General features: G+C 49.1%; 25 protein-coding genes. 10 read left to right on the top strand and 15 right to left on the bottom strand.

Annotation, left to right across the window (positions count from 1 at the left end; genetic code table 11):
* Window positions 1-242: 242 nt before the first annotated feature.
* The 11 genes from NTW12_00460 to NTW12_00410 all read right to left on the bottom strand — a co-directional run bounded on the left by NTW12_00460 (window position 243) and on the right by NTW12_00410 (window position 8,931).
* The gene (locus NTW12_00460) at window positions 243-422 is read right to left on the bottom strand and encodes a hypothetical protein (GenBank protein ID MCX5844827.1); all 180 of its coding nucleotides are present in this window, start codon (window positions 420-422) and stop codon (window positions 243-245) included.
* A gap of 199 nt (window positions 423-621) precedes the next feature.
* Complete coding sequence (gene bioD / locus NTW12_00455; GenBank protein MCX5844826.1) at window positions 622-1,314, bottom strand: dethiobiotin synthase; 693 nt, start codon at window positions 1,312-1,314, stop codon at window positions 622-624.
* Between the two features lie 4 nt (window positions 1,315-1,318).
* A complete protein-coding gene (locus NTW12_00450) occupies window positions 1,319-2,464 on the bottom strand; it encodes a pyridoxal phosphate-dependent aminotransferase family protein (protein MCX5844825.1) in 1,146 nt (381 codons plus the stop codon).
* Window positions 2,431-2,886 carry a hypothetical protein gene (locus NTW12_00445; GenBank protein ID MCX5844824.1) on the bottom strand — a complete coding sequence of 152 codons (456 nt, stop codon included), beginning with the start codon at window positions 2,884-2,886 and terminating at the stop codon, window positions 2,431-2,433. The genes NTW12_00450 and NTW12_00445 overlap by 34 nt, the downstream gene beginning before the upstream one ends.
* 144 nt (window positions 2,887-3,030) lie before the next feature.
* Entirely contained in the window at window positions 3,031-4,248 is a 1,218-nt protein-coding gene (locus tag NTW12_00440; GenBank protein ID MCX5844823.1) for a beta-ketoacyl-[acyl-carrier-protein] synthase family protein, read from the bottom strand.
* A complete protein-coding gene (locus NTW12_00435; protein MCX5844822.1) occupies window positions 4,249-4,887 on the bottom strand; it encodes a nitroreductase family protein in 639 nt (212 codons plus the stop codon). It lies immediately after the preceding gene.
* A 4-nt stretch (window positions 4,888-4,891) separates the two neighbouring features.
* Window positions 4,892-5,263 (bottom strand): phosphopantetheine-binding protein, encoded by a 372-nt coding sequence (locus NTW12_00430; protein ID MCX5844821.1) that lies wholly within the window; start codon window positions 5,261-5,263, stop codon window positions 4,892-4,894.
* A gap of 38 nt (window positions 5,264-5,301) precedes the next feature.
* Window positions 5,302-6,045, bottom strand: coding sequence for an SDR family NAD(P)-dependent oxidoreductase (locus NTW12_00425; GenBank protein ID MCX5844820.1), 744 nt, complete (start codon window positions 6,043-6,045; stop codon window positions 5,302-5,304).
* Window positions 6,042-6,368, bottom strand: a complete 327-nt coding sequence (locus tag NTW12_00420) for a hydroxymyristoyl-ACP dehydratase (protein ID MCX5844819.1) — start codon at window positions 6,366-6,368, stop codon at window positions 6,042-6,044. Before NTW12_00420 ends, NTW12_00425 begins: the two co-directional genes overlap by 4 nt.
* A 194-nt stretch (window positions 6,369-6,562) precedes the next feature.
* Window positions 6,563-7,924, bottom strand: coding sequence for an adenosylmethionine--8-amino-7-oxononanoate transaminase (gene bioA, locus NTW12_00415; GenBank protein MCX5844818.1), 1,362 nt, complete (start codon window positions 7,922-7,924; stop codon window positions 6,563-6,565).
* 5 nt (window positions 7,925-7,929) lie between these two features.
* Window positions 7,930-8,931, bottom strand: coding sequence for a biotin--[acetyl-CoA-carboxylase] ligase (locus NTW12_00410; protein ID MCX5844817.1), 1,002 nt, complete (start codon window positions 8,929-8,931; stop codon window positions 7,930-7,932).
* Between the two features lie 109 nt (window positions 8,932-9,040).
* On the opposite strand from NTW12_00410, the gene bioB reads away from it, so the two are divergent.
* The 8 genes from bioB to NTW12_00370 all read left to right on the top strand — a co-directional run bounded on the left by bioB (window position 9,041) and on the right by NTW12_00370 (window position 17,480).
* Window positions 9,041-10,015 carry a biotin synthase BioB gene (gene bioB / locus NTW12_00405; GenBank protein MCX5844816.1) on the top strand — a complete coding sequence of 325 codons (975 nt, stop codon included), beginning with the start codon at window positions 9,041-9,043 and terminating at the stop codon, window positions 10,013-10,015.
* A gap of 779 nt (window positions 10,016-10,794) precedes the next feature.
* A complete protein-coding gene (locus NTW12_00400) occupies window positions 10,795-12,117 on the top strand; it encodes a hypothetical protein (protein MCX5844815.1) in 1,323 nt (440 codons plus the stop codon).
* A gap of 140 nt (window positions 12,118-12,257) precedes the next feature.
* The gene (locus NTW12_00395; GenBank protein ID MCX5844814.1) at window positions 12,258-12,482 is read left to right on the top strand and encodes a zinc ribbon domain-containing protein; all 225 of its coding nucleotides are present in this window, start codon (window positions 12,258-12,260) and stop codon (window positions 12,480-12,482) included.
* Window positions 12,415-14,127 carry a GTPase HflX gene (gene hflX, locus NTW12_00390; protein ID MCX5844813.1) on the top strand — a complete coding sequence of 571 codons (1,713 nt, stop codon included), beginning with the start codon at window positions 12,415-12,417 and terminating at the stop codon, window positions 14,125-14,127. The genes NTW12_00395 and hflX overlap by 68 nt, the downstream gene beginning before the upstream one ends.
* Window positions 14,128-14,424: 297 nt before the next feature.
* Entirely contained in the window at window positions 14,425-14,991 is a 567-nt protein-coding gene (locus NTW12_00385; protein ID MCX5844812.1) for a 2-oxoacid:acceptor oxidoreductase family protein, read from the top strand.
* A gap of 90 nt (window positions 14,992-15,081) precedes the next feature.
* Window positions 15,082-15,375 (top strand): 4Fe-4S binding protein, encoded by a 294-nt coding sequence (locus tag NTW12_00380; GenBank protein ID MCX5844811.1) that lies wholly within the window; start codon window positions 15,082-15,084, stop codon window positions 15,373-15,375.
* Complete coding sequence (locus NTW12_00375) at window positions 15,368-16,576, top strand: pyruvate ferredoxin oxidoreductase (GenBank protein ID MCX5844810.1); 1,209 nt, start codon at window positions 15,368-15,370, stop codon at window positions 16,574-16,576. Before NTW12_00380 ends, NTW12_00375 begins: the two co-directional genes overlap by 8 nt.
* Window positions 16,577-16,580: 4 nt before the next feature.
* Complete coding sequence (locus NTW12_00370) at window positions 16,581-17,480, top strand: thiamine pyrophosphate-dependent enzyme (protein MCX5844809.1); 900 nt, start codon at window positions 16,581-16,583, stop codon at window positions 17,478-17,480.
* Between the two features lie 4 nt (window positions 17,481-17,484).
* Here the strand turns inward: NTW12_00370 and NTW12_00365 are convergent, their stop codons facing one another.
* Together NTW12_00365 and NTW12_00360 are read right to left on the bottom strand one after the other, a co-directional pair.
* Entirely contained in the window at window positions 17,485-18,792 is a 1,308-nt protein-coding gene (locus NTW12_00365; protein ID MCX5844808.1) for a 3-deoxy-D-manno-octulosonic acid transferase, read from the bottom strand.
* Entirely contained in the window at window positions 18,776-18,988 is a 213-nt protein-coding gene (locus NTW12_00360; GenBank protein MCX5844807.1) for a hypothetical protein, read from the bottom strand. Before NTW12_00360 ends, NTW12_00365 begins: the two co-directional genes overlap by 17 nt.
* Here NTW12_00360 and rpe point away from each other — a divergent pair.
* Window positions 18,987-19,643 carry a ribulose-phosphate 3-epimerase gene (gene rpe, locus NTW12_00355; protein ID MCX5844806.1) on the top strand — a complete coding sequence of 219 codons (657 nt, stop codon included), beginning with the start codon at window positions 18,987-18,989 and terminating at the stop codon, window positions 19,641-19,643. The two genes, NTW12_00360 and rpe, sit on opposite strands and share 2 nt — an antisense overlap.
* Window positions 19,644-19,714: 71 nt before the next feature.
* Here the strand turns inward: rpe and NTW12_00350 are convergent, their stop codons facing one another.
* Both NTW12_00350 and NTW12_00345 read right to left on the bottom strand, forming a co-directional pair.
* Complete coding sequence (locus NTW12_00350; protein ID MCX5844805.1) at window positions 19,715-20,857, bottom strand: acyl-CoA dehydrogenase family protein; 1,143 nt, start codon at window positions 20,855-20,857, stop codon at window positions 19,715-19,717.
* Window positions 20,858-20,868: 11 nt separating this feature from the next.
* A complete protein-coding gene (locus NTW12_00345) occupies window positions 20,869-22,512 on the bottom strand; it encodes a fatty acid--CoA ligase (GenBank protein ID MCX5844804.1) in 1,644 nt (547 codons plus the stop codon).
* Window positions 22,513-22,839: 327 nt separating this feature from the next.
* Between NTW12_00345 and NTW12_00340 the strand changes: the two genes are divergently transcribed.
* Window positions 22,840-23,376 (top strand): NYN domain-containing protein, encoded by a 537-nt coding sequence (locus NTW12_00340; protein MCX5844803.1) that lies wholly within the window; start codon window positions 22,840-22,842, stop codon window positions 23,374-23,376.
* Window positions 23,377-23,466: the final 90 nt, after the last annotated feature.

The following is a 23,466-nucleotide window of genomic DNA, read 5'->3' as shown; positions in this document are numbered from 1 at the left end:
CGACCAGAACCCGTCAGGATCTTCAATGCTGCGCTTCCAGAGTCCTTCGTACTCATCCCTGCTCTTGATGTAGGCCTGTTTACGTACCCAGTCAGGAACAGGATAAACTTCCTTCACTTCAACCTTTTCTGCATCTCCCATGATCTTATGAATAACCTCCCGTTTTTAGTATCTTTCATATTAGCATCGAATCAAATATCTCGCTCTGTCTTCCAAAAAACTCTAGTAATAACAACAATCTATCATTTTCTTCGTGGTTCTTGATTTTTTCCTGTATGGGAATGTTGGCGCTCATGATTTTTTTTCTTGCTTTGGGAACTTACAACAGGCAACCCTGACATATCAATATTAAAAGATTTATAAATAATATTAAGATTATCTAAATATTTTATGCCTGAGTAAACTGTGCCGCTATTTACCATGGAATTACATCTTAGACAAGTCATCTTTCCATGCCGTAAGGAATATGATAGAGAGGCTAATTATAAACCGGTTCTTCATGATGACCAAGGGTCATTATATGACTATCGGTCATATTTATGATTTGTGAGGTACATCATTGATTAAGTAATGTCAAGAAATATTAATAAACGAACGATAGAAAAAGGTGTTCAAGAATAATCACGATCCGCCAAACATCCTTGCTAAAGGATAATAGCAATCAGGCAACAGTTGGGAAAAATCATGAATTCTCCCGATGACTCCGGCTACTTTTACGCCGGAATACTCTTCGATGGCAAATTTGTTTTCACTTATCATCTCAGGCGGCGTCTCCCTTTCTCCGGCATCCATAAAAACGATTCCCAAAGGCTTAAGCCCTCTCTTATCCAGGGCTTCAATCGTAAGAAGTGTGTGGTTAATTGTCCCTAATCCCGCCCGTGCGGCAATTACCGGAGTTCCTTTCGTTAACGTTATCAAGTCAATCACTGATATATTCCCGACAACAGGGACAAGGACACCGCCTGCGGCCTCGATAATAAGGGGAGAGTGATCATTGGCCTTTTGAGATACGATGCTTTCTATTACCGATATGTCAATTAATTTTCCTTCATCACGGGCGGCAAAGAGGGGGGCCTTCGGATTTTTAAAGCAGTAAATTACTGAATCAGCCGGTTCTTTTCCCTTTAAACGCCCGATATGCCGGTAAATGAATTTTGCATCACTATCGATATCATTTGGATCCTTACATCCGGTCTGTAACGGCTTAAGATAAAAAGGGGCATATCCCTTTGCAAAAAAGAATTGCATCAGGAGAAGGGAGAGTACCGTCTTTCCCACCCCTGTATCAGTTCCCACAACAAACAGATTTTGCATTTTTTTACTCGAGCGTTCCATAGACTTCCTTTACACGATCAATAAACAGGGTAACGTCTTCTTCTTCAAACAGCGCTGTGATGCTAATTCTCAGTATGGAACGGTGCAGGGGAACCGTTGGATAACGGGCCGGCAGGACGAAGATATTCTCTTCGAGGAGCTTCCGGGATAGTTGCACCGCTTTGGCCTCATCCCCGATCTCCATGGCCAGGATATGTGCATCACCGGAAACCCGAAACCCCTCGCGACGCAAACCTTCCTTCATAAATTGACTGATTTCTCTTAGGTGTTTTCTCTTGTCTTCACTTCGCTCGATAATCTCCAGAATGTCTATTGCTGTGGCGGCGTGCGCTTCCGGAAGGGTTGTGGTATATATAAGTGGAGAAGAAAAGTTAAAGAGGTATTCCTTAAATCCCTCGGGAAGAAGAACGAAGGCGCCAAAAAAGCCAAAGGCCTTACCGAAGGTTCCAACGGCAATATCCGCCACGGGACCGGCGATGCCGCGCCCTTCTAAACCGGCGGCTCCGAACGCGTGGGCCTCATCAACGATTGTCAAAAAGCCGTAACGCTCTTTTAATATCTGTAAACCGGGGACATCCAGAATATCTCCATCCATGCTAAAGATCGACTCTGTCAAAACGGCAACATGCCGGCTTTTGTAAGTTTCCAATCTTCTTTCAAGGTGGGACATGGAATTATGGTTGTACCCGAAAAAATCTGCCCCGCTCATGGTCATTCCTTTTACAGCGCTTGCGTGGATGTGCTTGTCAAAAATAACGGTATCTCCCCGTTCAAGAAATGTGGAAAGGATTCCCAGATTAGCCTGGTAGCCGCTCGGGAAGAACAGGGCATCGCGATAACCGAAATACGATGCGTATGCTTTTTCAGCCTCGTTTATTACTGAATAATTACCGGATACTAAACGCGATGAAGAAGACGACGTTCCATACTTCTGAAAATTTCGGGCCGTTCTCTGACGCAGTTCCTCGGAAACGCTGAGCCCTAGATAGTCGTTGGAAGCGAAATTCACGACTTTCCTGTTGCCGATGAGGAGGAATTTCCCTTCCCTTATCGTTACCTCCGGCGGGTTGCGGTGGAGGCCGGATTGCTGCTGAATCAGCAGCCGATTTTTGAATCTTTCTGCAAACATGAAAATACCTTTACGTAGTGTCGACGTAATTTTCCCTTTTTGAAATTATGATCGTAATCGACCGCGGTAAAAAGAAATTCCCCCTCCATTACAGGTTTCCCCTCCTTTTCGGCCTTCAACCGGCAGGAAAAAGAAGAGTCGCTCCGGCTGAGAAGTGTCCCGGATAACAGATATTCCCCTTCAGGGATACATTTCGAGGGGAGAGAGCAGTGGGCGATTTTTATGAGAAAGACATGCCTGGAAAAACCGGTAAGATAGCGGACATGGTAAGCACCGAGCTGGGCAAGCGATTCCAGACCCGAATAGACAGGGGCATCTGAAAAGGATCGGGTGCCCACAATGTGGGAAGTGCCGACTTCCAGCACCCTGTCAAGCATTATAAAACCATTTAGTTCTGTATTAATTACAATTTCTGCATCCATACTGTTTATTACGAAAAAATAGATTAATATCTCCCCCCTTTGGAAAAGGGGGGCTAAAATCCCCCTGTATCCCCCTTTACAAAAGGGGGAAAATGTAGCGCAAACCTTCAGGTCTGCCTTCATCTGCAGGACTAAAGTCCTGCATTAAAAAAGTTCGTTGGTCCGTTTTACTATCAATGCGCTGTTCTGCCCGCCAAACCCGAAATTCTCAATGATGCACGTGCCGAATGAAAAGGCCCCTCCATCCCGAACAAAGTTGATTTCCCTATGGCAGGGCTCCTTCAGGTTTCTGATCTCAGGCAGATACTCCTCCTGCATACAAACGAGAGAGAGGGCGAGTTCCAATGCCCCGCATGCGGAAGCGGTATGGCCGATCCAGGACTTCAATGCAATTACGCGGGGCTGACACCCTCTGTAGAGCTCGGCTATGAGATTCATTTCCCTCTCATCGTTGAGAAGGGTTCCCGTCCCGTGTGTGGAAATCACGTCGATCTGCTGGGGTGAGATTCCCGCCTCCCGTAATGCCGAGAGCACAACGAATTTTCCCCATTTCCCGTCTCTGTCCGGGGCGGTCATGTTATAAGCATCCATGGAACTCGCGTAACCACTGATTTCACCGTATATTTTCGCTCCACGCGTTTTCGCCTTTTCCAATTCTTCCAGAAGAAAAAAAGCGCCCCCCTCCCCGGGTACGAAACCGCTCCGGCTGCAATCAAAGGGTCTGCTTGCCGTATCGGGATCACTGTTGCCGGCATAAAGGGCGCCCGCTTTTTTATAGGCCAGAATCCCCCCGGGGCTGAGGCGGGAATCGCCGCCCCCGGCAAATGCAAAATCAAGATAGCCGTCCTTTATTTTGCGAAAGGCCTCTCCGATTGCTTGTAAGGATGCCGAACAGGCGGTGGATACCGTGAGGTTCTCTCCGTGGATCTCTGACAGCTTTGCGATGATAGAAGCTGCTGTATTGGGCAGAAATTTCAGAATCCACAATGCCTGAAGGTCTTCCCGATCGATTTTGCCCCCCCGGATCTCCGGGAATTCGCCGCCGATATTGAGGTTTGGACCTGTGCCGACGAAGAGTCCTGCTCCTGCAAGATCCTCTTTTTGATACCCTGAATTCTTTATCGCCGCCATCGCAGAAGCAACGGCAAATTGGGCGCCCCGGTTACAATAGCGGCCATCCTTAAAGCGTCCCGTATAATCACGGGCATTGAAGTTCCTGATGGGAGAGGTGACGACTTCGGAGTCAAAGACGGGCCTTTCGAAATTTACTTTTTTCTCTTTGAGGCTTTTTATAATCTCACAATGGTTAACGCCGAGAGATGAGAGAACCCCCATGGAGGTGATGACAACCCTTCGCTTCATTTATACTTCCCTGTAGATTTCACTGAACTCTTTTCGCTTGATATAATCCGGTTCCTCATCGGGATAGCCCGTTGTAACAAAGCATTTGATTTCTATCTTTTCTAGGGAGAGAATCTTTTCCGGTTCCTCAATGAAGATGAGCGGGGCGCTGAGGATACAGGAACCAAGGCCAAGCTCTTCTCCTTTCAGAAGATAGCCCTTCAGAGCCAGACCTACGGCAATATCCACATCCCGGTGTTTTTTATGCCCCTGTTCCGTCATGCCGGCACGGAAGAGTCTTTCTGAGAGACTGACGAATGTCAGTGTTGTTCCCACAGCAAAAAGGACGGGGGCAGTGAACATGAATTCCGAAAACCGTGAGTAGGCATTGACCCAGTTTTTCAATCTTTTTGAACTGCTGTTCTCTTTAACAGCCTCCAATAAACGCTCCCTGCCGCGCACCATGGCCTGATGGAGATGGTCCTTCACCTCGGGGGAAAGGATGCGGATGAACCGTACCGGCTGGCTGTTTGTTGGGGAAGGCGCTCTCATCGCCGCCATGATCATCTCTTTGATCCACTCCTCCGGAGGGAGATACTGTTTATATCTCCTTATACTTCTTCTTCCGTTAATCAATGTATCCAGAGGTGTCGTGACCACGGTTTTATATGCCCCGCAACCGGTAAGCTATGTAACTGATCAGGTCTTTGATTTTCAATTGAGGACCCTCATCGATATGTGCGATTATTTCGGCTATCCTGTCATGAGTGAGGAAGGGATATTTCTTCGCAACATAGGGGGCAATATCCTTCCCTTGCTGCTCGGCCTCGGTTAAATAAAGCCTGAATCGAGTCAGAAAAACTTCATCATCCTTCACGGTGATTTTAAATCGGCTGTTTATGGTTACTGCCAGCTCTAAAAGATCGATGGATTCGGCGCCCAATTCCTGTATCAGATAAGTCTCCGGCGAAATTTCCCTGTCTTCAAGATCAAGGAGTTCCACCAGTATTTTCTTTATTTCAGCAAAAGTATCCATGCAACCTCCGTTGGAAAATAGTATCTGCCCCCGCTTTCTTATTTTCCGGATGTCAGACCGCCATCCATCGAAATCTCCGTGGCATTGATGCCTGCGGCGCTGTCGGAAAGAAGGAAAAGAATGGTTTGAGCAATCTCTTCCCGTGTTATAGCCCTCTTTATCGGCACCGTCTCAAGGGTTTTCCCGCCCTTTCCGTGAAGATAAATGCTTCCCCTTCCCGCATCGATATACCCTGGTCGCAGGATTACCGTTGTCACGCCGCGTTCACCCAGCTCCAGCCCCATATTCCGATAGAGGGCCTCCGATGCCAGTTTGGCAGCGGCATAGAATCCCTGACCGGGGTTGGGTCTTTGAGCCGCTGAAGAAGAAATGAAAACGATCCGTCCTTTTCTTTTCTTCAGCATGGTCCTTCCCGCCATTTTCAAAGCCTCCGCGCGAAAGGAGATGTTTTCCGTAAAATAAAGGTAAACACAATCTCCATCTGCCGACGCAATAAGACTTTCGTAATTTCCCTGGGCAAAATCCACCAGAAAATCAAGATTGTCACCAATATAAGAGAAGAGTGAATCCAGCGAATCACGGTCATCGAAGTTCAGGTAATACGTCTCATATCTCCCTTCAAAGGGCTGAAGTGTTTTTCTGATGCGAATCAGTCCTCTATCGTCCCTGTATGTCAGGATCGGAAAAAGGGAGGCCTCGATCATGGCGCCCGCCAGAGCAAGAGCAAGCTCACAGGTGCCCCCCAGAATCAGGGCACGATTCCCGGAAAATGTGAAATTCATCTTTTCAAGACTCCTGTAACCAGCTTCCTGCCCCCCCGTTGAATACAACAGTTCAACAGGCCTTCCTTACGCTCGATGCGAAATGGATAATGACCGGGTATAAGAAACTCTCTGAATCTGAAATTTTCCATTGTGAGGCACTCTCCCGAAAAGCCGGCCTCTTCTGCCGCCTTCAGGAACGCGTGGACAATCAGGCTTCCGGGGACGACAGGATAACCGGGAAAATGTTCCCGGTAAATACCGTCGTCAGGATGGAAATGGAAGACACCCTCCCAGGTATTCTTGTCCGTTTCTCTAATTGTACTTCTGAATTCACCGGTCATTATTTTTTGGAAATTCTCACATTAAGTTGTAAAAAGGATTCGAGGATTCAAGGGATCAAGTGTTTGTTTCCCAATGATTATATAAGTACTTTGAGCATCATTTAAATAATTGTAATTTCTAATCATAACACTCGAATCCTCGACCCCTTGAATCCTAAAGTTGCTATCAACTTCGGAGAAGAATCTTTTTCCCCTCATTCAGTTACGACCAGGATTGACTCGTAGACAGCATCGCAGAGCTGATCGATTTCCTTGTGCGAAATGCTGAGAGGAGGCATGAGGACAATAACGTCACCTAAAGGACGGATAATCACCCCTCTCTTCCTCGCCTCCATGATGACTCTATGTCCGGTCCTCTTCTCCGGGGGGAAGAGTTGTTTTGTTTCTCTGTTTTCAACGACTTCTATGCCCACCATGAATCCGCACCGGCGCACCTCGCCGACATGATCCAGATAGGTAAACGGGTCCAGTTTTTTTGTAAGATGTGCAATTTTCTCCTGGAGAGTATCAATGGTGCGTTCCTCTTCGAATACCTCAAGATTCGCGATGGCGAGCGCACAGACCAGTGGGTTTCCCGTAAAGGTGTGTCCGTGGAAGAAGGTTTTAAACTCTTCGTATTCCCCCAGGAACCCTTCATAGATCTCCTCCGTCACAAGCGTTGCCGCGAGCGGCAGATAGCCTCCTGTTATCCCCTTGGCCAGTGCCATGATATCCGGAACTACGCTCTCGTGTTCACAGGCGAACATCTTCCCCGTCTTGCCGAAACCGACCGCCACTTCATCGGCGATCATGAAAATATCGTAACGGGTGCAGAGTTCTCTCACTTTTTTCAAATATCCCGGGGGCTGGATCAGGATTCCACCCGCTCCCTGAACCAAGGGCTCTATTACCAGAGCAGCAATCTCCCGGTTATGATCCTTCATCATCTCTTTCATCTGCGTCAGGCACGCAAGCTCGCAGGAAGGATAAGTTTTTCCCAAGACACAGCGGTAACAGTAGGGCGCTTCCACCAAGAAAGAGGGGAAGAGCAGGTCTTTATACATGGAATGGAAGAGGTCGATCCCCCCGATACTCACGGAGCCTATGGTGTCTCCGTGATAGGCGTTGGACAGGCGGATAAATTTCTTCTTGTTCGGGTTTCCTTTCGGCGCCTGCTGATGGTACTGGAAGGCCATCTTCAGGGCAATTTCGTTGGCCGTAGAGCCATTATCGGAGTAAAAAACCTTCGTTAAGCCTGTCGGGGCGATTTCGATTAGCTTTTTCGCTAATCTGATCGCAGGGATATTGGAAAGCCCGAGCAGGGTGGAATGGGCGATTTTGTCCAGTTGTTCCTTAACGGCATGGTCAAGTTTCTCCTTCCTGTGCCCGTGAACATTTGTCCAGAGTGAAGACACGCCGTCTATATAGCGGTTACCCTCAATGTCCTTTAAGATACATCCTTCCCCTTCTTCGATGATCAGCGGTTTTTCCTTTTCATAACCCCGCATCTGGGTAAAGGGATGCCAGACATACTTTTTATCATCACTTTCCAGTTCTCTATTACGCTCTTCGGTCATATAATTTAAACCTCACCTCCAAAAAAAGTGACATCGCCGGAAATTATCCTCTCAAGCGTCCCCTCGTCGTCTCTGAGGATCAGGAAACCGTCTTTATCTGCATCCATAACCTCTCCGATGCGCACACGGTCGATCAGATCAACACGTATGCGCCGTCCAATAATATCAGAAAGATGCTTCCATCGCTTCATAACAGGATCAAAGCCTTTGGTCATGAATGTTTCATAATATATTTCAAGCCACTCCAGATATGCACGAAGGAGGACAATCCTGGGGAAGGGTTTGCCTGTTTCCATAAGAACAGAAGTCGCTGTGTTTCTGATATCGGGGGGAAGATTTTCATGCGGTGTGTTTACATTCAGGCCGACACCGACGACCACGTAATCGATTCTGTCCATTTCTGTGCTGATTTCCGTCAGAATGCCCGCAATCTTCCTGCCGTTGACAAGTATGTCATTGGGCCATTTAATGTTGACGTTTAACGACGTCATGGAAAGCAGGGTTTCAGCCACCGCAACCGATGCCATCAAGGTCAGTTTGGGCGCCTCATTCGGGGATATTGGCGGCCTTAAAATAATGGAGGTATAGATCCCCTCGCCGGGGGGTGAAAACCAACTTCTTCCTCTTCTCCCCCTTCCCCGTGTCTGCTTCTCCGCGACAATCAATGTTCCTTCAGGAGCGCCATCGCTCGCTAGAAACTTTGCCTTGACATTCGTTGAGTCTGTTTCCCCGAAATAAACGATACCGCTCTTGCCGAAGACGTTGGTGTTCAGCCCTTCCAGAATTTCATCTGCAAGAAGAAAATCGGAAGCCTGCCGTAGGAGATACCCCTTTTTCCGTGATGATTCAATTACATAACCATCTTCCTTCAAGGTGCGAATATGTTTCCATATGGCAGACCGGGAAATGGCCATTTTGTGTGCCAGGGCCTCGCCTGAGACCCAGGTTCCCTTACCTCCTTTTAAATGAATGAGTAATTGCTGCTTTGTGGACATCGCGTCGCTCATAGCATCCTCCCGATTATTTGTCAACCCAAATTATAATTATGGTTGACTTATATTTTTCTCTCTGATATGGGGCAGAAAAAAGAAAGGGATCAGGGATTAGGGGAAAGGTATGTTTAACAAGAAGATAATTGAGATGACTGAGAAAATTATACGCGGCAGGGATTCGATTTCCTACGAAGATGGCTGTGAGCTTGCCCGTCTTCCCGATAATGATACCATTGATTTACTATTCTGTGCCCATACAATCAAGAAAGCATATGAGAAAAACAAAATGGTCCTGTGTTCCATCATCAATGCCAAATCGGGTTTTTGCTCTGAAGACTGCGCCTTCTGTGCCCAATCATCCCACCATAGGACCGGGATCAAAACCTATGACTTATTGAAGGAAGAAGAGATTGTAAAAAATGCGCTTCACCTGGATAAAACCGGAGCCACGAGGTATTCAATGGTTACCAGCGGTTATATGCTTACGGATAGGGAAATCGACACTATCTGCAGTAGTGCGGCGGCCATCACCGGGCAGACGGATCTTACGGTCTGCGCCTCCCTGGGGATGCTCACGGAATCCAGGGCGCGCAGGCTGAAAGAGGGCGGGATTTCCGTTTATCACCATAACCTGGAGACCGCCCGGAGTTTTTTTGATCAGGTATGCACCACCCATGACTATGATGAGGATGTCAAAACGGTTCAACTTGCCAAATTATCGGGGATGAAGGTCTGTTCAGGGGGCATTTTGGGCCTTGGTGAAACCTGGGAACAGCGGGTGGAAATGGCCTTCACCATCAAGGAACTGGATGTGGACGGGATACCGATCAACTTTCTCAATCCCATTGCCGGTACAAAGATGGAGAAGAGGCCGCTGCTTACGCCTCTGGAGGCGCTGAAGTGCATCGCCCTCTTCAGATTTATCAATCCTGATAAAGATATCCTTATCTGCGGCGGAAGAGAAGTGACGCTCAAGGATTATCAATCCTGGATCATGCTCGCCGGTGCAAACGGCCTGATGATCGGCAATTATCTTACAACGCAGGGGAGAACTATAAAAACGGACATGGACATGCTGAAAGATTATTTCTCCAAATAGACAGGCGAAACGCCTGTCCTGCGGTGCGCGGGTGTAGTGAACCGCTGAATTTACGGCTTGGCAGGTCGGGCGTCCCGCCTGACTTCATTGTGGTTCGTTGTAAAAAATCAAGACATCATGTTTAAGTGTGTTCTTTTTAACACACCTCTGATAGTTATCGGTGAGCGCTTTGAAACACCTCCCCTTTGTCATTTCGACCGGAGTGAGAAATCCTATAAGTACCTATAAGTAATTGATAAATAAAAAGATTACCACATCCCACCATGGTTTTTCCTCATGGCTTCGGATCAATCGCTCCTCGCGATGATGTTCGGTGGGGATCATTGAAGCTATCACAGGTGTCTTCGCTTTTTCTCTGCCGACAATATTTATTTGACACTTTATTCTTTATATTTACTATGTTACAGTTATCGCTGCCTCCATGGAACTTCTGAATTTCATTACTGGTACGGTTGTTGCTCTTAAAATACGCGAAAGGGGGCCATTGTGAAACATGCTCCCGTGGAGAGTCATACGGCTTTTTGAAAAAAACTTGACAATGAATTTTGGCGGTGCTAGCGTTCCGCCAAATTAGACAGGCGGGACGCCTGTCCTGCCGCTTGGCAGGTCGGGCGTCTCGCCCGACGGTTCCTTAATGAAAGGGGGTGAAGGAGGGGATCAATGGAAGAAGGCCTCGGTGAATCCCGAAGGCCAAAAAAAAGTAAGGTTGGGAAAAAGGTGATCTTTTCACAAACATGCCCGGAAAGATCAATAAAAAAACCATAAAACAGGAGGAAAAAATGAGAAAGTTTTGGATAGTTTTACTATCGCTCGCGCTGATCATGGCCTTTACGTTCCCCGCAGCAGCGGCGGATGCTAAGTTCAGCGGTTCGTTTTGGGTACAGGGTACGTATGACAACAACCGCAAGCTGGCAGATCCTACATACGGAAGCGTGTCCAGTATTTATCAGCGGGCGAGGATTGGAACAACCTTTCAGGTAGCGGAAGGCCTGTCATTCACAACCCGGTTCGATGCCCTGGAAAAGACATGGGGCGCCGCGGCAGGATATTCAGCAACCCCTGATGTCACTTCGGAGAATATCAAGTTCGAGAACGCTTTTGTGACCTTTAAGACCGTCGTCGGTCAATTTGATATCGGTTACCAGACGCAGTCACGGTTTGGTACCGCATTCGGCGACAGCGGCGAGATCGACAACGGCGGAAGGATCAAATACACATTGGCTACCGGTCCGATGGTCTTCCTTGCCCTCTTGGATAAGGTTGAAGGACAGAAAGGATCTGTCGCGAATCAATATGGGACACCAGGGTACGCGTCAGAGCACGATTATGAGAAGTATTCTGTAGCCGGTATGTACAATTTCACCGGGGGGAGCGCCGGTTTGCTTATCCAGTATTTACTGGGTTCAGCCACTGCCGATAATACAGCCGTCGGCGTCGGATATAAGACGAAAGCCTATGCCTTCGTACCGTACATGAAGGGAAAGTTCGGTCCCGTCTATGTCGAGGCGGAATTAGGGTACATCATGGGTAAAACTAAAGCTTTCATGAATGAAGGCACCACAGCTGCTACACAGGATGTGGATGCAGATGCATGGCGCGGCTATATCATGGCCAATGTTGATCTTGCACCGGCGTACGTAGGCGCTCAGGCGTTCTATGCATCGGGTGATGATCCAACCACAGCCGACAAGAATGAAGGCGTGCTTACAACCGGTTCCGACTATAGCCCCTGCCTGATTCTGATGAACTACGATCTGGGCAAGTGGTATGGCGCAGTGGGTAATTATGTAACCGTTGGTAACAATAGAAACAACATCTTAGGCGGCCAGCTCTTCGCCGGCATTAAGCCGATACCCAAACTGGATGTAAAGTTCAGTGTCACCGCTGCAAAACTCAATGAAAATCTGACCACCACAGAGTTAGTCAGCAAAAACCTCGGTTACGAGGCCGATCTTACCGCATCTTACAAGATCTATGACAACCTCGAATACATGATCGGTTTCGGGTACCTCTGGGCAGGCGATGCCTTCAAGGGCACCGTTTCAACAAACACGGTTGAAAACGACTATATCGTGACGCATAAGCTATCGCTTGTCTTCTAATCCGGTCGTTATTAAAAACCAACACCACAAAGAGCCCCGGGGGGATTATCCCTCCGGGGCTTTTCATGCCCAAAATCCCCCTTGACCCGTATGTATAGGTATGTTAGTTTTCCACCATAAATGTGAAAAAGGAACGTTCCATGCCACTCTATGAATTTGAATGCAGCGCCTGCAAGCATATCTTTGAACGCGTTATGAAGGTCGGTGAGGATCATGAAGGTCTTCCCTGTCCGGAGTGCGGAGTAGCGAATCCCAAAAAGGTGATAGGGCGCACCAGTTTCCACAGCCGGGAAAGGTATGAAGAACGCCTGGCCAGGAGAATGGCGGCACGCACGGCTGAAAGCAAGGGGTCAGGCAATCGATAAAGTCTACGGCAACCTGACAGGTCTCGGGGCGGAGCAGATCAGGAGGTTAAGTCTGCTCTACCGTCGGAGGATTCCCACGGAACTCATCATTCCCCACGACCTGGCGAGATCGCTCACCGCTCTTTCCCGGGAAATTAACCGGCAGGTCGGCGTCCTGATCAGCCGCAGAGGCGAGATTGCCTATGTGATCGCCGGTTCGCACAGGGAAATCATGATCCCCAGCCTCGATGGGTTCCGCTCTTCTTCCACCCGTTTCAAGGGTCTGCGTTTAATCCATACCCATTTGAATAACGAGGGACTCACCGCCGACGACCTGACCGACCTGGCGCTGTTGCGCCTCGATCTTGTCTGCGCCGTTGAGGCGGGAGAGGACGGCCTTCCCGGGTATGCCCACACGGCCCACCTGATACCGGAAAACCCGGACGGGGAATACTGGTCTCTCATGGAGGCAAGCCGGCCGTCAGAGATGCACCTCAATTTTACTGCCTTTATCCAGGCCCTTGAGAGCGAATTTGCAAAGAAGCAGAAGACCCGGAAAGTAGACTCGAGCGACCGTGCCATTCTCATCCGCGTGGAAACGAATCCCCTTTCCGACAGTCAGGCCTCCCTCGATGAGCTTAAGGAACTTGCCCGGTCCTGCGGGGTTGAGGTCTTCGACACCGTCATTCAGTATCGGGAGCAGCTTGACCCCCGATTCATCCTCGGCAGAGGGAAGATATCAGAGCTTGTCATCAGGGCCTTGCAGATCGGCGCCAATCTCCTCATCTTCGACCATGAAATGACACCGGCACAGATTCGATCGATTACCGATTTTACGGAGATGAAGGTTATCGACCGCACCCAGGTCATTCTCGATATTTTCGCCCGGCGTGCGCACAGCAGGGAGGGAAAGCTCCAGGTAGAACTTGCCCAGTTGAAGTATCTCCTTCCCCGGCTGGCGACAAAAAACACGGCCATGTCGAGGCTCACAGGAGGCATTGGGGGAAGGGGGCCAGGAGAGACAAAGCTTGAGATCAACCGGCGCCGTGTCAGGGACCGGATCCATCGCCTCGAACGGGATCTTCAGGATATCGAAAAGGCAAGGGCACAGCGCCGGGGTAAGCGGGAAAGGATGGGACTTCCCATCATCTCTATTGTCGGCTATACCAATGCCGGCAAATCGACGCTCTTAAATACGCTGACGAAAAGTAACGTTTTTACGGAAGACCGTCTCTTTGCTACACTTGATCCGAAAAGCTCACGGCTCCGCTTCCCCCGCGATACGGAAGCTATCATCACCGATACGGTGGGATTCATCAGGGATCTTCCCCGTGATCTTTTTGCCGCCTTCCGGGCGACCCTCGATGAACTCCAGGAAGCTGACGCCCTCCTCCATGTGATTGACATCAGCAATCCTATCTTTGAAAGCCACATAGCGGCAGTTGAAAAGATACTGGAGGACCTCGGCATTATCGGTAAACCGACAATCCGTGTCTTTAACAAGGAGGATCGTCTCCCCGATAAAACGCTCATTAAAACCCTCTGCCGGAGATTTGGCGCCATTGCCGTATCGGCGTTGCATCAGGAAACCCTTCGCCCACTGATTGAAAAGATGGAAACGCTGGTAAGCAAAATTCAGAATACCCGGAACTACTCTTTCGGGTGAAGGATTCCTTAGAAATCCAGATGAATAATTTGCCCGATTTGCCTATTGACATCTGCTATCATTTATTCTATGTTTCCAGAAATTTTACAGAGGGTTTCCTGAAAATGACCTGTGTTTCCAAGAGAAGAGAGTTGTATGATTTATGTGCTGATCGCTTGCGTATCCTCGCTCTTCTTTTGCCGGAGCAACTCCCGGCGCCCGTCGTTTTTAGGAAAGGATAAAAAATACATAGATATCATCCTAAAGGCCGTGGGTAAGAAATCCATGGCCTTTTTTAATTTTTAAAGGGCACGTTGTATGTACGAAGTGATATGGCATGGCAGGGGTGGTCAGGGTGTCGTCGTTGCCGCTCAGATTCTGGCAGAAGCGGCTTACCTTCAGGGGTTCAAGGGTGTCACCTCGGCGCCGACCTTCGGCCCGGAAAGGCGGGGCGCCCCACTGACGGCTTCAACCAGGATATCTTCCGATCCTGTCCGGATGGTCTCGCAAATTGAACGTGCGGATATTTCCGTCGTTTTGGATATGTCGTTGCTTTCTGTTGTAAATATCCTGGGAACGCTCAAAGAGGGGGGACTGATCATCATTAATACCCCCTTGAAACCCGATGAACTGCACCTGGACGCAAAAATCAGCATAGCCACAGTTGATGCCGGAGCTATTGCACTGAAACAACGCCTGATAAGGGAGGGAAAACCGATCGTTAACACCCCGATGCTGGGGGCCTTTGCCAGGGCGTCAAACCTTGTTTCCCTCGATGCCATGGAAAAAGGACTCAAAGGTAAATTATCCGGCACGGTTTCTGCTGTCAATATTGCCGCCATGCGGGACGCATTTGAGCAGACTTTACTAATGACTTGCCCGTAAATGATTATTTCCTGTAGAATCCCCCTTTACGAAAGGGGGGAAGTTATTCGCGGATAAGTTCATAAAAACCTCCAAGTGAGGACGATATTCATGAAGAAAAAAGACGATAATATTTCCGCCATGGCTACACCTGCCGTTGGAGAAGCCGGCAAAACAGGGGATTGGCGGGACATGAGGCCGGTTCACGATCCTGCAAAGTGTATCCCGTCCATCAAAAAAAAGGCCGCATGTTTTCTCTGCTGGCTTTATTGTCCGGAAGGAGTAATCAAAGCAACAATTCCTTTAGAAATCGACCTGGAATACTGCAAAGGGTGCGGTATTTGCGCAGAAGAGTGCCCCGGGAAAGCGATCACCATGGTGAACGAGGGGGAGAAAAATGGCTGAAGTACAGATCATGACGGGCAATCAAGCTGCGGCCCTTGGGGCGAAACTAAGCCATGTTCAGGTTGTAGCCGCCTATCCCATAACGCCGCAGACCTCTGTAACGGAAATCCTTTCCCAGTTTATCGAGAGTGGAGACCTCAAGGCTGAATATATACGCGTCGAATCCGAGCACTCAGCGCTTACTGTCTGCATATCGGCATCCACCGTGGGGGCGCGTGTCTTTACCTCCACAAGCTCCCAGGGGCTCCTTTACATGCATGAGCAGCTCCACTGGGCTGCCGGCTCCAGGCTCCCCATCGTGATGTGCTGTGTCAACCGGGGAGTGGGTGCACCCTGGACGATCTTCAACGACCAGCAGGACTCCATATCACAGCGCGATACAGGCTGGATTCAGATATACTGCCGGGACAATCAGGAAATCATCGACTCCATCATCCAGGGATACCGGATCGCCGAGTCCGTTTATGTGCCGGTCATGATCTGTTACGACGGATTCGTCATGTCCCATACAATGATGCCCGTGGAGATTCCCGACGCCGAGCTCGTCTCCGATTTTCTCCCCCCCTATAAGCCCCACACAATCCTGTCACCGGAGAACCCCATGAATATCAACCCTGTCCTTTTCCCGTGGCGTCGGGCTAATGCAGAGGGTGTTTTGTGCGATGGTTACATGGAAATGCGGTACAAGCTCCAGAAAGCGCTCGACGAATCCCGTGATGTGATTGTTTCCACCGGCCGTGCATTCGCCGGGATTTTCGGGAGAGATCATGGCGGTATGGTATGGCACTACAAGATGGATGATGCCGATGTGATAATGGCGGGGATGGGTTCAGTGGCCACCGAGGCTACCACCGCAGCGGACATGTTGAGAGCAGAGGGAATCAAGGCAGGTGTTGTCGGAATAAGGGTCTTCAGGCCTTTCCCGAAAGAAGAGGTCCGAGAGGCTTTCGGGAAAACGAAAGCTATTGTCATCTTCGAAAAAGGAATCAGTTACGGATATGAGGGAGCGCTGTGTTCCGAAATCAAGGCAGCCTTTTACGGGACGGACATCCGGCTGCCTATCCATAACTACATTGTCGGCCTTGGGGGCCGGGACGTCAAGGCAAGAGAGCTCGCCGAGGCTGTCCGGTCATCACGAGATGCCATCGCCTCAGGGGAGACCACACCTGCACCGAAATGGTTAAATTGTTTTACGGAGTGAAAGTATGCCGGAGAATCTGTTCAAGGTCAATATTGAAGAGTATATGCTCCCGGGGCAGAGGGCTTGCCAGGGTTGCGGCCTGTCCCTTGCGTATCGCTATGTCCTGAAAGCATTGCGTGAAAATACGATTCTGACTTTTCCGGCCTGCTGTCTGACCGTTCTCCATGGCCTGTATCCGACGACTTCCGTAACCATTCCCGCTCTGAATAATACGTTCGCCAGTACGGCGGCCTCCGCGTCGGGTATTGTCGCCGGCCTGAATGCCTTAAACCGCACGGACATCACGGTCGTGGCCATTGCCGGAGACGGGGGAACGTTTGATATGGGCATCCAGGCCCTGAGCGGGGCAGTCGAAAGAGGAACGGACTTCATCTACGTCTGTTACGACAATGAAGGGTATATGAATACCGGTACCCAACGTTCCAGCGCCACGCCCATGGGGGCGCTGACGACCACCACGCCGGTGCTGACCAAACAGCAACCCAAGAAGGATATGCTGCGAATCATGGAAGCCCATGACCTGCCTTACCTCACTACCACCTCACCGGCTTATCCCATTGATCTGTATGATAAATTCGTAAAGGCTAAACGCATCAAGGGATCGCGGTATATGCAGATTGCCGTCCCCTGCCCGCCGGGATGGGGCTATGCACCCAAGGACACGGTGCGTATCGGGAGGCTTGCCGTGGAAACGGGAGTCGTCGTTCTCTTCGAGATCGAGGATGGAAAGTTTCGCTTTACCGGGAGAAGCAAGACTCTGGCGGAAAAAGGGAACAAACTGCCGGTCATCAATTATGTGGAAAGACAGGGACGATTCAGAAAGATGAGCATCGAGCAATTGAGGCAGCTCCAGAGGTGGGTCGACACCAGGTGGAATGAATACCTGAAGCGGGCCGAGGGGTAACAATTTAGTGCTGAGAATTGTTACGAATCAGGCGTGACTGGATCATCGCGGAGTATCTTTCCGCGGCGCCCATATTCTTGACCACCATTTTGCGCCCCTCATCTCCTCTCTTAGCGAGGGAATCAGGGTCAGAAACAAGCGTAAGGATGCCATCGAGCAATTCTTCGCCGCTTCCAATCGTTATCCCGGCGCCGGTCTTTTCTAAAAGTTCCTTTTCATCCCTGAAGTCTCCCATGAAGGGTCCGTAAAAGATAACCTTGCCCCATGCGGCAGGTTCGAGAATGTTCTGTCCGCCCTTTGGGACAAGAGACCCCCCGCAGAAGACAATACTGGCCAGACTGTATAGCTTGAAGAGTTCGCCGATGACGTCAACAACGATGACCGGTTCACCGGTACGGCACCGTCCACCATTCATCTCGGTCATTGTTATACAATCATTAAACCCTGCCTCTCTCGCCAGGGCAAGGACTGCCTGACCTCTTTCAGGGTGACGGGGGATGATAATCAATTTGAAATCGGGGTATGTTTTAAGGAGGCTTCTGTAAACGGTAAGGACAATTTTTTCCTCACCGTCATGGGTGCTTCCCGCCACAATGACCCTGTCATCTTTCGTCATATTCAGCCTTCGCGCGATCTCCTCCTGAATCTCCGGGGATGCCTTCGCTGCAAGACTGTCGTATTTCGCATTCCCCATAACATGAATTCTCGATGGTAACATTCCGAGGGCTTTCAGCCGCTCGGCATCGATTTCTGAAATCACTCCCATTTCGCCGATCGTATTCAAGATGTCCTTCCAGAAGAACCGCGTCATGGCATATTTTTTATAAGACCGGGGCGAGATGCGTCCGTTCACCATTATAATCTGTATTCCCTGCTCTCTGCACGTCCTGATGAAATTGGGCCAGAGTTCGGTCTCTGTGAGGATAAAAATATCCGGTTTTACGGAACGGATAACCTTTCTGACAACCCAGGGGATATCAAGGGGGTAATAGATAAAAGATGCGGCGGTGATAATCCTGCGGGCCATTTCCTGGCCTGTTTCCGTGCCGGTAGAGAGGATGATGCAGGCTTCAGGGAAGCGTGTCTTCAGGGAAGCAACAACAGGGGCGGCGGCGGTCACCTCGCCGACAGATACGGCATGTATCCATATCCTGGGAGAACCTTTCATCTCTTTAAAAATTTCGGGACCGGTAAGCCCGAACTTCGGGCCGAGGCTCTTTCTGTACTTCCCCGTCAATATCATTTTTAATGCGTAATAGGGAAGAGCAAGCAGGGCAGCTATCAATAACAGGATGTTATACAGTACGTACATCGACCACCACAGTAATGAGCTTTACATTAACCGGTTCAGGTACAAAGATATGGCGGGAATCATGGGCTTTTCTGACTGTTCTGTCAAGGGTCTTTCTGTCAGTAACTATTGACAGGCCTGTGTCAATGGTGTATGCAAAGCTCGTTATCCCTCTTTCTCTCATAGGGAAGAAATAATTACGAAGAAGGCATGCCATGAAAAAAATTGCCCCATCAATCCTTTCTGCTGACTTCAGTAGGTTAGGTGAAGAAATCCTGGCCGTCGAAGCGGCAGGCGCCGACTGGATTCACATCGATGTCATGGACGGTCATTTCGTTCCCAATATTACCATCGGACCAAGGCCGATACAATCGCTCCGGAAGATCACCAGACTGCCTTTCGATGTGCACCTCATGATCGAAAACCCGGAACGGTATATCGATGCCTTTGCTGATGCGGGGAGTGACCTAATTACTGTTCATGTCGAGGCTGCACGTCACCTCCACAGGATAATTGCTCATATAAGGGAAAGGGGCATCAAGGCGGGCGTTTCTCTCAATCCGGCAACACCCCTTGTTCAGGTTGAACCCATTCTGAACGATGTCGATGTCCTTCTTATCATGACGGTCAATCCCGGATTTGGCGGGCAGAAATTCATAAACAGTGCCTTACCGAAGATACGAAAGGCCCGGGAGATGGTGAATTCCACAGCACCTAACGTTGCTATCGAAGTTGACGGCGGTGTGACCCTTGATAACATTAAATCTATTGCCGAAGCCGGGGCAGACATCATCGTTGCAGGTGCTTCCGTTTTCGGAAGCGGAAACTATAAACAGACTATTGGGGCAATGAAGGCCATCTTAGGTACTTGATCTCCATTTTAAATTGAAAATCCCCCATCCCCCCTTGATCAAAGGGGGGGAAGGAGGGATTTTCCGTAGTGTTAACGTGCCTGCAGCATTCTGCCAATGGTCATAATTTCAGCTTCTTTTGTCCCTTCATAAAGTTCAAGGATCTTGGCATCACGGTACCATTTCTGGACCTTGTACTCGTCGATGTATCCATACCCGCCGTGAAGTTCCACGGCATAGTTTGCACAATATACTGCTGTCTGGCCACCGAAGTATTTTGCCATTGCTGCCAAAGTATAGTCCGGCCGTCCCTGATCAACCAGCCATGCCGCTTTGTAAATAAGACCTCGTAAGGCCTCTATTTTAATTGCCATCTCGGTGAGTTTCATCTGGGTCAACTGGAAGGAGCCCAGAGGGGCCCCAAATGCCGTTCTTTCCTTGACGTACTTGATGCTTGTCTCCAGACAGGCTTCGGACAGGCCGAGAGCCTGGCCGGCAACCATCACTCTCGTTGTATCAAAGAAGTGCATCAACTGGCGGAAGCCGTTGCCTTCCTTGCCAACCAAATTTGACTGGGGAACCCGTACATCCTCAAAGGCGATTTCTGCCGTGTCACTGGAACGGATTCCCAATTTCCCATGAATCTTATTTCTCGTTATGCCCGATGCATCAGCGGGCACCACGATGAGGCTGAAACTGTTGTGCTTCTTCTCCTCCGGGTTGGTAATGCACTGGGCGACCATAAAGTTGCAGACGGTACCGTTGGTTATGAACATCTTGTTTCCATTGATGACATAGTCACCCCCGTCTTTTACAGCCTTCGTCCTGTATCCCGCCACGTCTGTGCCGGCATTTGGTTCCGTAAATGCTCCCGCACTGACCTGTTCCCCCGTGCAGACGGGAGGGAGATATGTTTTTTTCTGTTCTTCCGTCCCGAAGTGTAATATCGATTCACAACCAAACGTGGCGGCAACAACATTCAATCCGATTCCCATGTCTATTTTGGAAAGTTCTTCCGTGATAATGGCATTACCCAAAAAACCTGCCCCGGCGCCACCGTATTCTTCCGGAATCCAGGCTCCGACAAGACCGTTTTCGGCAGCCTTTCTACGGATATCGGGTGTATATTTTTCCTCTCTGTCACATTCCTGAGAAAACCCGGAAAACTCAGCCTGAGCAAATTTGTATGCCATCTCCTTCAACATCTTCAGTTCATCGGTCAATTCAAAATCCATTTCTCATCCTCCTAACCGTAGAGCTTTCTTAATTGAATTTTATTGATCTTGCCCACGCTGGTCTTGGGAATCGCGTCGACAAGCATATAGCGGTCAGGCACGCCGTACTTCGGGATTTTACCCTCCTCGGAAAACCTGGTCATGAACTTCTTCAAATCTTCCTCGCTGACCTTGTCTTTGTATTCAGGCCTCAGAACAACAATCAGCAGAGGACGCTCGCCCCATTTGTCATCGGGAGTACCGATAGCCGCGGCTTCCGATACGGCCTCATGCTGGCTGATGAGATTTTCGAGCTCCAGAGAGGATATCCATTCCCCTCCCGTTTTAATGACGTCTTTGGTTCTGTCTGTAATCTGAATGTAACCCGCCGGGTCTATACAGGCCACATCCCCCGTATGAAGCCATCCATCCTGCCACAGATCCTTGGTTCTTTCCGGGTCTTTAAAATAGTTCTCTGTGAGCCACGGCGCCCTCAGAACAAGCTCACCTGTCGATTCGCCGTTACGAGGCAATTCTTTTCCCGAAGAATCCACGACCTTCGCATATACAAGAGGCACCGGAAGCCCCGTCATTATCTGTTTGTCGATCTGTTTATCCTGGTTCCAGTCGTGCATATAGGGCTTTAGATTCGCAAGCGAAATGATCGGACAGGTTTCCGACATCCCGTAGCCGGAGAAAATCTGAATCCCTAAATCTGTTGCTGCCTTGGCCAGCCCTTTGGGAAGCCGTGAACCTCCGATTACCACCTTCCATTTGGTTAAATCAAGCTTCTTCACCACAGGACTGCTTACCAGCATATGGATAATCGTCGGCACACAGTGTGAAAAAGTGACCTTCTCCGTCAAAATCAGTTTCAGGAGCATTTCAGGCTCGTATCTTCCGGGATAGACCTGTTTGACGCCCAGCAATGTTGCGGCATAGGGGATTCCCCAGGCATGGACATGGAACATGGGGGTGATCGGCATATACACATCATTCGAACGAAAACGGGCGGGCGATTCATAGGCACTTAATCCGAGCATACCACTTATGGTGTGAAGAACGAGCTGTCTATGGGAGAAAGAGACACCCTTGGGAAGCCCTGTCGTTCCTGTTGTGTAAAATGTCGTCGCTCTCGTATTTTCATCCAGGTCAGGAAAATCATAGGAAGGAGCAGCCCCCTGAAGCATCTCTTCATATTCCATATCAATCTTGACTTTTGTTTCAGGTTTTTGACCGTCATCGGTGATCAGGATAATCTTCTTCACCGTCGTCAGTTTATCCTGGACGGCTTCGAGAAGCGGAAGAAAATCTGCATGTATCAGAACGACATCGTCTTCCGCATGATTCATGGTATAAAGAATCTGCTCGGGAGATAACCGCCAGTTCTGGGTATGCAGTACCGCACCCATCATGGGAACGGCAAAAAAGCATTCCAGATAACGATGGCTGTCATAATCAAACACACAGACCGTGTCGCCCTTCTTGACCCCGAGCAATTTCAGCGCATTGGCCAGTCTGTGAACCCGTTCATTGAATGCTCTGTACGTCAGACGGACTTTATCCCTGTACACAATCTGTTGATCAGGAGCAAAAAACAGCGGCGTCTCAAGGATATGTTTGATAAGAAGTTGATAATTATAAGATTCTCCCGGCTGATAGATTTTTTCTGTCATATCGTTCCTCCTTGTATTTTAATGGCTGCTTTACGATGGAATTGTGCAAAAAATATCAAAACGGTTCATGAACATTTAAATCTTCGCCAGTTCGGAATAGCATATACTCTTACTAATCTCTCGCAGGAGATTAGTAAGGTAGGAATTGACCTGTAAAGAACTTTATAATATAAAACGAATGAAAAATAGCAGAAGCATAGCACCGAGGTCAAGTAAAAAACCCAGACGAGATGGATAATAAATAATGTCAGGCGAGACACCCGACCTCCCCGTAGGATAGGAAGTTCAAGCCTTTCCGTAAAATAAATAAAATTTTAATGGGTCAGCATGCACATTATTATTGATGGATATAACCTGATACGGCAATCCGATGCGCTGAGACGGCATGAGAGATTCAGCCTCGAGGAAGGCCGAAAAGCTCTGATACGCAGTATATCGCTGTATAAGAAACAGAGGGGGCATAAGGTAACCATTGTCTTCGACGGCTGGGAAAGCGGCCCGGCCGATGAAGAGCGAGATCGACAGGAAGGTATTGATATTATTTATTCCCGGAAGGGCGAAAAGGCAGATGATGTCATCAAGCGGATGGTTCAAAAACGGGCAGAAGAAACCGTTGTTGTCTCATCGGACAGGGATATTGTTGATTTTGTCAGCCGCAGAGGGGGAACTGCGATATCTTCCCAGGAATTCGAGGAGCTGATCAGCAAGGTGAAAACCGGAATGCCTGATCCACACCCCCATACTGAAGGAAGATATGATAAAGAAGAGGATGACGAAACAAGGGCAGGTATAAAAAAGAAAGGACCATCACGGCGGCTTACCCGGAAGAAAAAGGCGGCAATAGTAAGGATAGGGAAGCTATAAAAGGCTGTAGCAACTGAGTATTCATAAGAGTTATAAAAGCTTTTTATCAGTGAGGAAGTTCTTCTTTCAATGATTAGATGTGCAGATATT

The sequence above is a fragment of the Deltaproteobacteria bacterium genome, from assembly GCA_026388545.1.
GTDB lineage: Bacteria > Desulfobacterota > Syntrophia > Syntrophales > UBA2185 > JAPLJS01.
Note: the sequence above shows the minus strand (reverse complement) of the source record. Positions and strands in the feature narration are given on the sequence as shown.

What these genes read in the sequence shown, in the direction of transcription:
- NTW12_00440 (MCX5844823.1), bottom strand. Translation starts at nt 4,248, where the DNA reads ATGAAGCGAAGGGTTGTCATCACCTCCATGGGGGTTCTCTCATCTCTC.
- bioA (MCX5844818.1), bottom strand. Translation starts at nt 7,924, where the DNA reads ATGACCGAAGAGCGTAATAGAGAACTGGAAAGTGATGATAAAAAGTAT.
- NTW12_00360 (MCX5844807.1), bottom strand. Translation starts at nt 18,988, where the DNA reads ATGGCATGCCTTCTTCGTAATTATTTCTTCCCTATGAGAGAAAGAGGG.
- bioB (MCX5844816.1), top strand. Translation starts at nt 9,041, where the DNA reads ATGTTTAACAAGAAGATAATTGAGATGACTGAGAAAATTATACGCGGC.
- NTW12_00450 (MCX5844825.1), bottom strand. Translation starts at nt 2,464, where the DNA reads ATGTTTGCAGAAAGATTCAAAAATCGGCTGCTGATTCAGCAGCAATCC.
- NTW12_00345 (MCX5844804.1), bottom strand. Translation starts at nt 22,512, where the DNA reads ATGACAGAAAAAATCTATCAGCCGGGAGAATCTTATAATTATCAACTT.
- NTW12_00460 (MCX5844827.1), bottom strand. Translation starts at nt 422, where the DNA reads ATGGTAAATAGCGGCACAGTTTACTCAGGCATAAAATATTTAGATAAT.
- rpe (MCX5844806.1), top strand. Translation starts at nt 18,987, where the DNA reads ATGAAAAAAATTGCCCCATCAATCCTTTCTGCTGACTTCAGTAGGTTA.
- bioD (MCX5844826.1), bottom strand. Translation starts at nt 1,314, where the DNA reads ATGCAAAATCTGTTTGTTGTGGGAACTGATACAGGGGTGGGAAAGACG.
- NTW12_00370 (MCX5844809.1), top strand. Translation starts at nt 16,581, where the DNA reads ATGCCGGAGAATCTGTTCAAGGTCAATATTGAAGAGTATATGCTCCCG.
- NTW12_00340 (MCX5844803.1), top strand. Translation starts at nt 22,840, where the DNA reads ATGCACATTATTATTGATGGATATAACCTGATACGGCAATCCGATGCG.
- NTW12_00385 (MCX5844812.1), top strand. Translation starts at nt 14,425, where the DNA reads ATGTACGAAGTGATATGGCATGGCAGGGGTGGTCAGGGTGTCGTCGTT.
- NTW12_00420 (MCX5844819.1), bottom strand. Translation starts at nt 6,368, where the DNA reads ATGACCGGTGAATTCAGAAGTACAATTAGAGAAACGGACAAGAATACC.
- NTW12_00425 (MCX5844820.1), bottom strand. Translation starts at nt 6,045, where the DNA reads ATGAATTTCACATTTTCCGGGAATCGTGCCCTGATTCTGGGGGGCACC.
- NTW12_00395 (MCX5844814.1), top strand. Translation starts at nt 12,258, where the DNA reads ATGCCACTCTATGAATTTGAATGCAGCGCCTGCAAGCATATCTTTGAA.
- NTW12_00445 (MCX5844824.1), bottom strand. Translation starts at nt 2,886, where the DNA reads ATGGATGCAGAAATTGTAATTAATACAGAACTAAATGGTTTTATAATG.
- NTW12_00380 (MCX5844811.1), top strand. Translation starts at nt 15,082, where the DNA reads ATGAAGAAAAAAGACGATAATATTTCCGCCATGGCTACACCTGCCGTT.
- hflX (MCX5844813.1), top strand. Translation starts at nt 12,415, where the DNA reads ATGAAGAACGCCTGGCCAGGAGAATGGCGGCACGCACGGCTGAAAGCA.
- NTW12_00375 (MCX5844810.1), top strand. Translation starts at nt 15,368, where the DNA reads ATGGCTGAAGTACAGATCATGACGGGCAATCAAGCTGCGGCCCTTGGG.
- NTW12_00400 (MCX5844815.1), top strand. Translation starts at nt 10,795, where the DNA reads ATGAGAAAGTTTTGGATAGTTTTACTATCGCTCGCGCTGATCATGGCC.
- NTW12_00350 (MCX5844805.1), bottom strand. Translation starts at nt 20,857, where the DNA reads ATGGATTTTGAATTGACCGATGAACTGAAGATGTTGAAGGAGATGGCA.
- NTW12_00430 (MCX5844821.1), bottom strand. Translation starts at nt 5,263, where the DNA reads ATGGATACTTTTGCTGAAATAAAGAAAATACTGGTGGAACTCCTTGAT.
- NTW12_00365 (MCX5844808.1), bottom strand. Translation starts at nt 18,792, where the DNA reads ATGTACGTACTGTATAACATCCTGTTATTGATAGCTGCCCTGCTTGCT.
- NTW12_00410 (MCX5844817.1), bottom strand. Translation starts at nt 8,931, where the DNA reads ATGAGCGACGCGATGTCCACAAAGCAGCAATTACTCATTCATTTAAAA.